The sequence below is a fragment of the Bradyrhizobium guangxiense genome (assembly GCF_004114915.1).
Lineage (GTDB): Bacteria > Pseudomonadota > Alphaproteobacteria > Rhizobiales > Xanthobacteraceae > Bradyrhizobium > Bradyrhizobium guangxiense.
The window spans coordinates 773061-786075 of the sequence record NZ_CP022220.1 but is presented as its reverse complement, the minus strand read 5'-3'; the positions used below and the strand labels follow the sequence as shown (position 1 = coordinate 786075).

General features: G+C 57.4%; 10 protein-coding genes and 1 pseudogene. 8 read left to right on the top strand and 3 right to left on the bottom strand.

The genetic code is table 11. The features are described 5' to 3' along the window. Positions 1-2: 2 nt before the first annotated feature. Positions 3-578 (bottom strand): matrixin family metalloprotease, encoded by a 576-nt coding sequence (locus tag X268_RS38215; RefSeq protein WP_232995544.1) that lies wholly within the window; start codon positions 576-578, stop codon positions 3-5. Between the two features lie 102 nt (positions 579-680). Continuing rightward, positions 681-1769 carry a hypothetical protein gene (locus tag X268_RS38210; protein ID WP_128929972.1) on the bottom strand — a complete coding sequence of 363 codons (1089 nt, stop codon included), beginning with the start codon at positions 1767-1769 and terminating at the stop codon, positions 681-683. 279 nt (positions 1770-2048) lie between these two features. On the opposite strand from X268_RS38210, the gene X268_RS38205 reads away from it, so the two are divergent. From X268_RS38205 to X268_RS38170, 8 genes and pseudogenes are all read left to right on the top strand, one after another. Further along, positions 2049-3374 (top strand): carbon-nitrogen hydrolase family protein, encoded by a 1326-nt coding sequence (locus X268_RS38205; RefSeq protein WP_128929971.1) that lies wholly within the window; start codon positions 2049-2051, stop codon positions 3372-3374. A gap of 76 nt (positions 3375-3450) precedes the next feature. Next, the gene (locus X268_RS38200; RefSeq protein WP_128929970.1) at positions 3451-4413 is read left to right on the top strand and encodes a helix-turn-helix domain-containing protein; all 963 of its coding nucleotides are present in this window, start codon (positions 3451-3453) and stop codon (positions 4411-4413) included. After that, positions 4403-4864, top strand: coding sequence for a hypothetical protein (locus X268_RS38195; protein ID WP_128929969.1), 462 nt, complete (start codon positions 4403-4405; stop codon positions 4862-4864). Before X268_RS38200 ends, X268_RS38195 begins: the two co-directional genes overlap by 11 nt. Positions 4865-5161: 297 nt before the next feature. Next, on the top strand, positions 5162-5473 hold the full coding sequence (locus tag X268_RS38190) for a type II toxin-antitoxin system HigB family toxin (RefSeq protein ID WP_128929968.1): 312 nt from the start codon (positions 5162-5164) through the stop codon (positions 5471-5473). Continuing rightward, a complete protein-coding gene (locus X268_RS38185; RefSeq protein WP_074274398.1) occupies positions 5473-5847 on the top strand; it encodes a helix-turn-helix domain-containing protein in 375 nt (124 codons plus the stop codon). The genes X268_RS38190 and X268_RS38185 overlap by 1 nt, the downstream gene beginning before the upstream one ends. A 615-nt stretch (positions 5848-6462) precedes the next feature. Next, on the top strand, positions 6463-7539 hold the full coding sequence (locus X268_RS38180; protein ID WP_128929967.1) for an AAA family ATPase: 1077 nt from the start codon (positions 6463-6465) through the stop codon (positions 7537-7539). Beyond that, on the top strand, positions 7442-9976 hold the full coding sequence (locus X268_RS38175) for a S8 family serine peptidase (protein ID WP_128929966.1): 2535 nt from the start codon (positions 7442-7444) through the stop codon (positions 9974-9976). Before X268_RS38180 ends, X268_RS38175 begins: the two co-directional genes overlap by 98 nt. 295 nt (positions 9977-10271) lie before the next feature. Next, a pseudogene (locus X268_RS38170) lies at positions 10272-10666 on the top strand (Fic family protein); the annotation flags it as partial. A gap of 435 nt (positions 10667-11101) precedes the next feature. On the opposite strand, the gene X268_RS38165 reads toward X268_RS38170, so the two are convergent. After that, positions 11102-12358 (bottom strand): GGDEF domain-containing protein, encoded by a 1257-nt coding sequence (locus tag X268_RS38165; protein WP_128929965.1) that lies wholly within the window; start codon positions 12356-12358, stop codon positions 11102-11104. Positions 12359-13015: the final 657 nt, after the last annotated feature.

Sequence of the window (13015 nt, the reverse complement as noted above, 5' to 3'; positions counted from 1 at the left end):
GGTCAGGACGGATAAAACGTTCTGACGGCTGCGATATCGAGTGGGCTGAGTTGTCCGCTTCCGTTCCATGCTGGATTACAATAGTTCATGATGGAATTGGGGTCGTATTTAGTGACTTTGTAGTCGCCGACCGATCCTGAAAATTTCTCGTTGCGGCACTGTTCCGGAGCATCGTCGCGGTTCTGCTCGTGAGTAAAGCCGAGCGCGTGCCCGAATTCGTGGACAGCGACCGCACGAATGCAGAATTCGCGCTTATTGATGCATCCTTTACTCCAATGATTGGAGCTGAAATTCAAGGTCATGCCCGAAGACTTGCCATCGAGATACTTGCCGACGACGTCGGTGTGCGCGCCCTCGTCGGCGATGCGCACATGGACGCCGGCTGCGCCCTCTTTACAGGCAGGCCAGGTCTTGGCGAACCAAACGCCTCCTTGTGCTGCGCTTTCCCAGGTCTCGGCCACGGCTTTTCGGACGAGTTCTGCATATTTCTGGTCATGAGGATTGAGGTTTTCCCAGCAGACCGGGATTTCCTTCACGTCCCATTTGGAGCTGCGGATCACAGTTCCGAAGAGCTCCATCTCCGACACCCCTGAGGGAAGCGCAGGCTGAGCCTTCGCGCTGCTGCAGGGGAGGAGCACGAGAAGAACCAGCAATCCGAGCAGGCAGTAACGAGTCATGTTTTATTGAGTAGGCGTTGGAGATGGCGGGAAGACTGGCACCGGCGCGAAGATAAAGCCGTTCGTCCGCGGGCCACCACCAGCCCTTGGCCGGCGGGCTGCGGCCCCCCCGCTCTCCGGCAACTCCTGCGACTTTTCCCCTCCCGGGATTGGTGTCGTGTAAATCGGATTGTCCTTTGATCCGAGCGCCGGCTGTTTGGCTGCATAGCTGGCCGAGCCAGACTTTGCTCCGTTGGCCAAGACGGCATTCGGCCCATTGATGTAGATACCGAGATTGCTGAATTGCTGCGCAGATGCGGAGGCTTGGATGGCGGCCGGTGTCCAGCGCGCCGATGTAAGGGAGTATTTGGCCTCGATGCCTCCGGTCACTTGGATCGAAAAAGTATAGGTCATCTGCGCTGGCTCAGCTATTTCCGATGGCATAGCCGGCGTCAGGTTGTTGGCGGCGATCAAAATTGCATTGTCGCGCAGCCAGGCCGCCAATGGCTTGGAGGCATCGACGGTGATGCGCTTGAAAGCGGCCCGTTCCGGATATTTGTTTTCGGCGAGAGCTTCGAGCTCGAGGAGCTCGGTCGGCGTTCCCCGGTAGCAGCCGCGCTCATATGTTGCCGGGCTAGATGCCAGCGGCAAGGTATCAGACGCAAGCTCGGCATTCTGTTTCAAGAGAAATGACCAGATCAGGTCGTAGGTGTCCTGCGCCGAAGCCGTGGGGCCGACATGGGTCACTTCGGCGGTGGTGGCACTTAGAACGCGCTTATAGTCGAAGGCGGTGCCGGACCCGACACCGCCGGTATCGGTTACTTTCAGTTCCAGGAAGAAGGTGCCGTATAGGAACGGGTCGATGTCGAAATGGGCGAAGCGGTCGAACGCCTCTTCCGGCCTGGTCTTGTAGATCTTGAGGTAGTGCTTCCGCCTTTCGCGCTCGATCTGATAAAAGGTGACGACCTCGCACCGGATCGATTTGAGAAAATATGGCAGTTCGCCGGCTGTGATCACGCCAGTCTGCGGATCGTGCACATAGTACAGGCTGGGGCATCCGCCCATCGCAAAGCAGGCGCCAAGGCAAGCCGCGGCCCGGCTGATCTTCCACATCGATTGTGCCCCCTGTCCGCTTCGCGTCGCTCGCGCGCGGATCTCCCGCCCAGATTGAAATGCTTTGCTCGTGCTTCGTCAAGAGTATCGGAAGCCATATGCAGCTTTTCGTTGCCATCGTATAATTCGATGCAGAGTTTCTGCGCGTTCTGACATTCAGAGCAACTGCGCCCGCAGCTAGATGATGAGACGCGCGTAAGTCACAGTCGGGCCGATTGCAAATAGCGAACCGTACGCCTATCAATGGCACATATTGGCGAAGTCGTTTGGACGAGTCGTTTGCCTGGGCCTGCGGACAGCCGCCTGAAGACAACGGAGTTCGGCAAGTGGAAGAAGGCAGCTGGTGAGCTTGCTCAATCACAGGCCTCGATGACGCATGCCAGAAGGGACGAACTGAGGAAGGCTCTGATCGAGCTCGACAAGTTGTTCCGCAAGGCGCCGCCGAGCGTGTACAAGGCTTACCGCAATCTTTCGGAGCGGCGTCTTGAAGAATCTGCCCGGAGTTTCGGTGACAGCGTCGGAGAAGGCCGCCTCCTTTGGTCCGTTTCCGAGGAGACCCCCGAGCAGGTTGCTGTGTCGCTTGGAGGTCTCATCCGGGCCATCGACCGCGTGCTGCTCGAGCGGCGGTCGCAATGGCCGATTGCATCGGGCGAGTGGCGCCTGGAGGCGCTCGGATGCTGGTTCATTCCGCGACAGGGCGTGAGCGCCGGCCGCCCTGCCCGGCGGAGCCAAGCCTATTCAAAGCGAGGCCTGCTATTTCATCGGATCCTGCCCACCTTCATTGACGGCTATGCCGTCGAGGTGGTCGATAGCCGTACCTTGCATAGTGCCGCTCAAGACCCCACGAATTGGAAAATGGGCGCCTGCCTTTTCGAGGCGCTCAAGCTTGAGGCGGAGTTCGCAACGGTAGACGGGGACAAGCGTTTCATCGTCAGCGGCGTCGATGCGCCGGCGGCGGGGAACGCGGTCTTGCTTCAGATGGCGAACGCGTTGCAGGAGAACTGCATCGCAATCGTCTGGCCCGAGCTCACGGTACCACCAGGACTGCGAGAAAAGATCGTCAAGTTCATCCGCGAGCGAGATGTGGCCGACCCGCTGGAGCCTCCGGAGATCGTCATTCCGGGAACGTGGCACGAGGTGGCAGGCAAGGAGATTGTGAATCGGGCCCGGATTTATGACGGTTATGGCGAGGAGCGGCTCGTCTACGACAAGATCGCCCCTTACGCCGATGACGACTGGGGGATCGAAAACATAACTGCTGGCGAGCGGATGTGCGTGCTTGCGACTGAAGGCGCCCTGATTGGCGTCGCAATTTGCCTCGACTTCTGTGACGTCTGCGACACGCCCTTCAGGGACCTGGATGTCGATGTGATGCTGGTCCCCTCGATGGGGAACGACCGCACCATGCAGGGCCACCAGACGACTGCGAGCCAGGTGGAAGTGAAGTTCGGCACGCGAAGTTTTGTCGTGCAACATCCCACCCACAACCGCTACGGGGATGGCCGGCTTGGTACTATATTACCCCTCCTCAAAGAGCCGAACGCTGTTTCCGCCCGGGAACTCGGTCAAAAGACCGTTTGGACTGCCTACAAATGGGGCCGGTGACACCCTAGATTCAGAGACTAAAATCAGAGTAAAGCGTTGTAAAATGATCTTAAGGGTTGTGACGTAGGGTATGGCCATGTCGGACGTAGCATTGGAAAAGATAGAGAGCGGCGAGGCCACCGCGACTGAGGCGCGGAGCGTCATTTCGGAATTCCTTAAAGAGGGATCCGAAAGCAGCCTGGAGCGTATTTACGCAACACTTGGGGCTTGGCTCTGGAATTCTCTGGAGAGCCGGCGCCGCGATCCGGAGCTGCGGGAATGGTTTGATATTCTGCGTCGGGTGAGCGCCTCGCTCGCGCCGAAGAATGCCGCCTATGCCGAGCGCTTCAGAGCGTTTTACGATCTTCTGCAGATGTCGATCAACACCGCCAAGGTTGCTCGTCCAAGCGAGGTCATGCACCGTCAGCATGTCGTCGAGATACTTCGGTTGTTGCGGGATGCACCGTCGCGTCAGCTGGAGAAGACGGTCATTGCTAAGAAACTGGATCTGAAGGATGCCAATCTCAGCCGCATTCTTCGCCTGATGACCAATGCGCGTTTTGTGGAACGAACGGCGGCTGGAAAGTTTGCTCATTTCGCGCTGACGCGCGATGGCCTTATGGCGCTTGAAAGGCACGAAGGGCCCACAGCAAGGGGCGCTGGCCAATTGGCGCAGCTTATGCGCAGGAAAATGGGTCTCAGAACCCACCCTGCCCTCACGGCTGAAGAAAATGTCGTTCTTCGCAGCCTGTTTGATTTGCCGAGCCCGATGCATCCTACGTTGCATGCGGCGGGACTAGTGATGCGTGACCCGCTTGGCGTCCGTCAGGTGATGGAGGACTACCTGCTTCATCCGCCGGCACCGACAGCTCCCGGCTATATGAAGGCGCGAACGAAGAGCTCGTATCATGGCTCGTCGGGGACGGTCGTGCAGGTGAAGAAAGCCGAAGGTCACGGCGCCTCCACATCGATTGAGGCGGTGAACAGTCCAAAGCCCGTCTCGTTCCCTTCGGGTATGCTGCACTTGAGCGCAGGAGAGGACTCCGAGCATGTCGAATGAGGATCTCGGGGCTTCGACAACGGAGCAGGCGCAAGGCGAATCGGAATCGCTAGTATTGTATGGAAACACCCTGCTCGATCGGTTGACCTTTGTTTCGACGACGTTCAGCTCGCTCATCATGAGCATGGGAAGGGTCGGGCGCGACAACCGCGAGGTGTTGGTGCCACTGGTCGAAGTCAGATTCGAAGGTCCCTCTGGCCAGGACGAAAGCGCCTTGAAGTCTTTCTTTTCGGAGCTCGTGCCGCTGGAAAACCTCGCCTTCGTCCTCGAAGACATCTCGGGTGATCTTGCAACTGTTTGCCACCAGCTGAGCGCTGTGAGCGAGGGACCGGTCAAGCCTGATCTCAGGCGGCTTGCCGAAACGAGCAGGTTCCTGCAGGACGCCAAAAGCAACCTGGACAAGTGTCTCGCCGATCTGGAGCGAATTGGTCAGCCGCCCAATCTTCCCTAGCGGAAGTCTTGAGAGCATCTGCGGCGAGACGATTCTTTTGCTTCTAACGCACAAAATTGTCCAGTCGCAATTGACCGCGTCATTCTGAGTTCGAAATGCGATTTTGATTTATCAACCGCGGGGCGTGCCTAGAAGCGTTCGCGGCGGGCTTCGGCTTCGCCGCGAAAGTGCGAGCCGATCGGATCGTGAATTAGCCCCGAGTGGCAAGACTATCTTACTGTCGGCGGGCGGCATGCGTTTCCCAAAAATGGAAATTCCCCTCTTCCATTTTTGGGAAATCGACGGTAGTATCCCTTCATGCTGGTGGTCGGCACGGACCTTGGTGAGCGCTATTTTGCCGAACGCTCTGGTCATCGGGGCATCGATGCAGCGCGCGCTCAATACAGGGCATGGCTGGCAATTGCTGAGGCTTCGGACTGGCGGACGCCGCAACAGGTGAAGCGATCGCATCCCAAGGCAAGCATCCTGAAAGGCGGACGCGTGGTGTTCAACATCAAGGCCAATGACTACCGCCTGATCGCCATGGTTCAATATCGTGATGGCGTGTTGATGATCCGCTTTTTCGGCAGTCATGAAGACTGTGACAAGGTGGACGCGGAGACGGTGTGATGAAGGCAACATTGATAATTATCCAGAACCAGGCCGATCATGAGGCGGCCAAGGCGCTTGTCGGCAAGCTGATGCAATCTAACGAGGCTGCCGATCGAGCGCGTATGGTAGCTCAGGCTCGCCTTATCGAGGCTTATGAACGCGCACGCTGGCCGCGCAAAGCGCCGCCGTTGCCCGATTTGCTAACCTATCTGGTGGAACAACATGGTTTGACGCGCGCTGATCTTGTGCCGCTTCTGGGCACTGCTAGTCGCGTCAGTGAGGTCATGTCCGGCAAGCGCGAATTGAGCATGACGATGGTGAAGCGTCTGCGCGAACGTTTCCATATTCCAGCGGATTTGCTGATCTCCGCGAGCGGAAGTGTTGCGGCTTAGGTCAATCGGGACCATGACTTTCGATAGGGGGCTACTTTGCTCGGCGGCCGTGAATATTTGCATCGACGCGAGAAAGTTCAGCGCATGCGATTCCAACGCCTTTTAGGGATTAGGGTCATCCATTGCTTGCAGCAGCTCGACTATGCACGGATACGAGCATCGGCGCCCCCGGTGGGCTTGATCCATTTGCTCACGATTCTCGCTCCGGAACAGGTCGAACGCCGGTATTGGACTGCGACTTGACGGCATTGAACAAAAAGTGAACAATCCCCTGACGACCCCTCTCGGATGGGCATAAAGCGCCAAAGCGCGCGAGGCGAGTGCTCGAAGGCTCTGCCGGACTTTCGGTCGGCGCTAGCTATGAAGGCTGGCTAGTTTTGTCAGAGGCAGGCAGTCAACAGGATGACGGGGAATGCTTGAGCAGGCAGAACAGACTCGACCAGTCATGACGGCGGACGAGAAGTCTTATTTGTTGCAGCTTTTCAATATGTTAATCCCCGCCGGATAGGCTCGCCGAGCGACCCCGGCAAGGAACCTTGGTTATCGGCGAGTTGTTCACAAGCTGGGACCATTTCTAGCAGCGTGGGCGCGCAATCCTGTAATAGGCTGTCTGTCATGGCCAAGAGCGACTTACTCATATCTCTCGTGCGCGCCGGTGTGACCGGCGATCGGCCAATGATGCGCTCGGCGGTCGAAGCGATTGTGGCTGATGAGCGCGCAAAGAGTCATCACGCGCTGGCCGATCGGCTTGAGCGAGCGCTGCAGACGATAGCTGTGACGCCGCCAAGTCTGGTTGCCTCTCAGCGGTCTCCGCAAGCTGCTGGGCGCGACACGATTTTAGAAGTTACGCCACGCATATCTCTCGATGAGCTGGTTTTACCCTTGCCTGCGCGCGCCGAAGGGATGCAGCTGATCGAGGAGCATGTGCGGGCAGACGTGCTGCGGGCAAGCGGATATGAGCCGCGGCATCGGGTTCTCCTGTCTGGTCCTCCAGGCAACGGCAAAACTTCCTTTGCAGAAGCGATTGCAGAGGGCCTTTCTCTGCCGTTTTTCGTGGTGCGGTACGACGCGCTCGTAGGAAGCTATCTAGGCGAAACAAACGCGCGTCTTCGCGCGCTATTCGACTATGCGCGAACCCAACCTTGCGTTTTGTTTTTCGACGAGTTCGATGCGATTGGAAAAGAGCGTGGAGATGATCACGAAACGGGCGAAATCAAGCGCGTTGTTTCGTTTCTCTTGATGCAGATCGATAAACTTCCCAGTTACGTGGTAACAATAGCGGCTACGAATCATGCTGAATTGCTTGATCGAGCCGTATGGAGACGTTTTCAGATAAAGATTGCATTTCCCGCTCCGCAAGTTGCGGAAATCGCACATTTCATAGAACGAATTTATATGGGCTGGCCCGAGCGCCCTTCGCTGTCGGCTTTTGAACTCGCGCAAAAGATTGACGCAACCTCCTATGCTGAAGTGCTTGATTTCTGTCAGAACGTTCGACGGCGACAAATTCTTGGTCTTGGTGAGATCTCGATCGATTCTGCGGTCAAGACTGAACTCGAATTTTGGTCATCGAGAGTAAAGCCAGAGAACCTGCATGGCGGCCGATCCAACGAAGCCTCTGCTGCGACTGACGCCAGGCAATCAGGCGGCAAGACCAAAAGGCAGGCCGCAACCGATCCCCAGGCCGGCTAAATTCACGGCTGCTGCACAGAATGCAGCATTTGGCCCCCGCTTCCGTCGCCTCGAACAAGTCTTGGGTCGAGACCCAAGCGGCTTAACTTTGCGATCAGACCCGTCCGCGCTGGCGCCAGAGCGGCTGCTGGTTTTTGAGGTTCGGGGGGCAGTTGCGAATTTTGCGAATGCGATCCGAAGAGTGCCTGGTCTGGAGCTCATCGATGAAGAGGAGCTGGAGGGCGATGAGAAGGACAAGTCGCCTGAGGCCTATCTTCTTGTGCCAGATGTCACGGCTTTGCAGAACATCCTGTCGCTCTGGAAGAGATGGGTATCCGGGCAAGCAATTGGGGAGGGGTTCGCACCCTGGCGGGATGTCTTTGCGACGCTCCGTGACATCAGAGTATGGGGGCCGGGAGATCGTGTTCAAGATGGTGATCGAGAGATCCTTGCGCACGAGATCGAGCTCATGGGAGATGAGGAAATTCTCCCCGTTGAGATCGAGCTTGTGTTTCGATCGTCGGAGGACATGGCGGCTTCGAACCAACAAGGAGTCATCAGCGAGATTAGGGCGGTCGGTGGCACTCTTGTGACGCAGTGCCGGATCCCGGACATCGCCTATCATGCCCTTTTGGCTAACCTGCCAGTTGCCGCGATCCGGCAAATTACCGAGCGCTCCGCGACCGGGTTGAGCGGCATGGACCCGGTCATGCACATTCGGCCACAGAGTATTGTTGCGCCGGTGCAAGTCGAAGACGCCAGTCAGCTCCAAGGCGGACTGGGACCGCTTCCTTCTGAAGGCCAACCAATTTTGGCCTTATTGGATGGCGTGCCCGTTTCCCAGCACCCTCTGCTTCGTGATCGAATGAATGTCGACGATCAATTCGATTTAGAGGGCGCAGCCGTCGTGGCTGAAAGGGCTCACGGCACAGCTATGGCTTCTCTGATCGTGCATGGCGACCGAAACACCAATGAGCCGCCGCTGGCGCGCCGCATCCATTGCATACCGCTCTTGGGGGCTGCTGATCAATTTCCTGAGGACCGGCTGATTGTCGACCTGGTTTATCAAGCTGTGGTCTCGATGCGGCGCAACGACGATCCGAGCGCTCCGTCAGTTGTGATCGTCAATCTTTCGCTCGGCAATGTCCGAAAGCCATTTCATGGGCGGCTGTCGCCCTGGGCGAGGTTGGTCGACAGATTGGCCCATCGATATGGAATTCTGTTCTGCGTGAGTGCCGGCAATCACGCCGGCTCATTCGAGATAGCATCCATCCCCACCATGGCTGCTTATGAAGCGACGGACCAGCCCGATCGGGCCAGACATACGTTGTCCGCGCTGTCGCGATTGATCACTTCTCGCCGGCTGCTTTCACCGTCGGAAACAGTGAACGGGATCACGGTAGGCTCCGCCAATATCGACGCCGTTAGCGCAGCCGATCGCCGTAGCGCTAGAGGCAGGGTCGATCCGTATCATCCGATGATCATCACCAATCCATCCAGCGGATTGGGTCCAGGATTTGCAAACGGCGTCAAACCGGATATTTTGATGCCTGGCTCTCGTGAGCATTTAACCATGGTGGCCAGTGGAACGGCGCTTGCTGTAAGGCCAAGTGGACCTGCTCGACCGCATGGGCTCAAGGTTGCAGCTCCGCCGCGCGAGGGCAGCAGCAATTGGGAGCATTACACTTCCGGCACAAGTGCTGCGGCAGCTCTGGCCTCCAGGACGGCTCACAGAATTCATGACGCTTTGGAAGACACGTACGGGCAGGACTTTCTGTCCCTGCCCCACCATCAGCGCGCCGCGCTTCTCAAGGCGCTGTTAGTGCATACAGCCTCGTGGCCGCAAGATAGCGCCGAGCTCATCAAGAGCGTGCTAGGTCCAGCTGATGCAAAGCAATTCGTCAGGCAGAAGGATAATATCCGGCGCTTCTTAGGCTACGGCGTTGTTAGTCCGGACGATGCAATTTATTGCGCTTCCGACAGGGCGACGTTTTGGGCCGTCGGAACGCTGGCGCAGGAGACAAGACGTTCGGTTGTTGTTCCGTTACCGGCTTGCATGAGCGGCCAATCTCTCCCCCACTCGGTGACCGCAACGCTTGCATGGTTCACGCCCGTGCATCCCGGTCGACAATCGTATCGCTCAGTGAAGCTTTCGCTTTTGGCGAGTTCAGATGAGATCGATCAGTTCCGCGTGCAGCCATCCAAGACGCAGCCTGATGTCAATCAGGCAAGCAAGGGGACCGTTTTCTCTCGGCGCTGGCTGGGCGACAAGGCGCCGGCTCTGACAGTCGATTCTGAAATCGAGCTGATCATTCAACGCGAGCCTGACAGAGGCAGCAAGATAGACGAGCAAGTTCCGTTCGGCGTTGCTGTAACCGTAGCCATGCCAGGCATCATTGAGGTCTACAATGAGGCTCGAGCGCGGATTGCGCCGCCCATTGCCGTTCCGGTCCGCTAGCTCGATTGTGCTCGACCTTTGAAAGACGGATCTCACCAGCGATGGGCCTGCCTAAGGTGCCCGGAGGTGCCGCATCAATCCAAGAGGTTGAAATCCCGGGCCAAACGGCGCAGCTTTTGCACCTTTGAAATTCTCAGGTTCTCAGGCAATGAAGCCCAAGGTCTCTGGTTGCTCGCCTTCGATTCCCGCAGCGTGGACGGTTTCGTGTTCGGCGCGAGCTATCCGGCCTTGAAGAATCTCATCTCGTAAGATCGGCGACGTCCGCCTCCTCTAATGCCGCTGAACTTTCGGGAATATGTCGTTGAGCGCACAGTTTTCAGGAGCAGGGACGATTTTTCATGACCGGCGTTTGCCCGAAGCCGGTGCTCCGGCCGGCTATGCCGCCCTCATCGACGCTTATCACCTCTCCGCTCCAATTCCACGGACGCTCTCGGCGATCGGGACCAAGCATCGTATCCTAGAGCAGGATGGCTGGCGCCTTTACACACCTCGGCACGCCCCAGAAGCTTCCCTTGAGGCGCATCTAACATTGCGCTGAAATACGAGGGCGTGGATCTTGCCGTCCTGAAGCGGCTTTTTCTTGCTGTGGCCGAAGGCGAAATCGTCGAGCTGGTCAAACAGAAGCTGACCGGTCTTTACAGGCGTCGCATCTGGTTCCTGTATGAGTGGCTGCTCGGTCGAGAGCTGAACTGAGAAAGATCTTCCGAATGAAGCCAGAGTTCTTCAAGGGTTCGACACGTTCTGCGCCGGCGTCGAGCGTTTAGTCGATATGCCCGAGAGGACGCTGAATAACCTCTTCGGCTTTCTTCGGCAAAATCAAGGTAAGCTATCAAACCGCGCACGAGCCAATGAGTTCGCGGCGCTGACCCAAGAGGAAGTCGAGAGGATTGAACAGTTATACGCAGGTTCATTTGGCAAAGCAGAGCCGTAGCCAAGTCTCTGCCGTGCAGCGAGCGAGTATCGCTTTTTCAGATCCTGGAATCTGAATATGACTGCTCAAGTGGATCAGACTCGACGCGAGATCGGCTACCCCAGCCCGGATCGGGGGAGGCACGGAAGCAATCGAGAGCTTAGCGTATGTCCCTGGCTTACGCAGCTTCCCACGGGTTTGCCCAAGCAGGAAAATCAAACCCCTCGTGCTGCTTCTGAGGACGACGCCATAAACGTCAATGGTTCAGTCAACGAGCGAACGGTGGCGTCGGCCACAAGTGGAGGCCAGACCTGATTACGTCCTTTGCCTTTGGCGGCATACAGGGCGTGATCGGCCGCAGCAATTAATTCCAGAGGAGACAAATCCGACGGCGAACAAGCTGCGACGCCAAAACTGGCGGTGACGATGCCTAAGAGGCTCCGGCCTTCATTGGGGATCGCAGCAATTTCGATCGATCGGCGAATGCGTTCGGCCAGCCGCACGGCATCCATCATCGCCATATCCGGCAGGATTATCAGGAATTCTTCGCCTCCATATCGGGCGACGAGGTCACCCGTCCTTCGTATCTCTGCCTGAAGTATGGCGGCGACTCGTTTCAGGCAGAGGTCGCCTGCAGCATGTCCGTAGCGATCGTTCAAGTGCTTGAAATGGTCGATATCGATCATGACAGCTGAAACGGGCGATGCTCGGCACTCGGGGCGAGACCAAACTCGCGACAGTTCATCATCAAGATGCAGCCGGTTTGCTAACCCCGTCAATGGATCGCGGCGTGAAGCGGCGTCCGCATCGGCGTGCCTGAGCCGATCTCTCAGCGAATAGAGGTAGGCTCTACGGAGATCGCGCTCCATTGTATAGTTTGCGATCAGAGTGATGTAACCGCAGATGAGGAGCTGAACGATGATGGTCACCGCTATCGGGGCGGAGATGTAGCTTGCGGATATGACGAACGCGGTGTGAAGCAACAGGATCGCGGCAGTCACGACACGAGCGAAGCGGAATTCGAGTCTGTGCAGTGAGACATTGGTGTAGAGCAAAGTTGGAATCACCACGTACTGGTAGTGCGCAGCGCTCTCGCTCGCCGTCAGGGCAAAACCGAGGTCGATCTGCAAGATGATGAGTAGCGGAACACTGGCTGCTAGGAGCTCCCGTACGAAGGGCCTCGGTTTGCGCGATACGAGCCAGGCGACCAATAGCATCCACGGAGTCACTATTGAGAAATGTACCCACATGGCCAGCCGCACGACGTCCGGGACCAGCAGCCAATCTCCGAGCAGAAAAAGGTTATAGAGGGGAGCCGAAACGAGCAGTCCGATCGTCAAGCGCTTACACCGCTTGTCGTGCATGTCGGCTTCAAATTGCCGTTCGATGTCCGGGGGGAATCTGATCGATCGCGTCCGTCGCCCGTTCACGCAGGCGTCGACGGAAGCTAATGTTACTGCGATCTCGTTCATTCCAACCTGCCACTCGGACAAGCGGCAGTATAGTTTCTATGCGTTACCGGACCACTTCGGCGAAGCGTAAATATTCCGTTTGATTTCCGGTTTGATCTTACCCTCTCCAGAATCTTGGCCATTTCAGCAGGAGATGAATGCCGTCGGTCCCGTATTTTCCCGGTGAAAGATCAGCAGACCAGTGGCGACTATTCGGCTGCTCCTCACCGTGGCTCGCCGAGCCGACCGCCCCTTCAGGCGTGTGCGTCCGCGGAGGGTTGTATTTGGGGCGCGGTGAGACGCGCCCGCGGGTCGGGCGGCATTAAGAATGGCAGCCCAGGCCAGAAGTCCATAGACGCAACCCAAGCTCCGAGGACGGGTGCAGCCGAACCAGATGGTTGACATCCTCAAGTCCGCTTTCCTGGAACGACAGCTCGGGATCTGGCACTTTCTTGGCGATCTTGCCGCAGCAATACCCTTCCGGGAAATAGCTGACGCTGCTCGCAAAAAATTAGGTTACGTTGAGGGGTGCCATGAGCGCAGCCGGAAGTACCGCATCAGAGGACATCGAACTGGAACGCCGGCTGTTCTATCTGCCGACGCTTCATCTCGATCCATGGACGAAGGCTTGTGTTGACGGTCGCGCAATCTACCTCGATGGGCTTGAGGCGTTCAAGA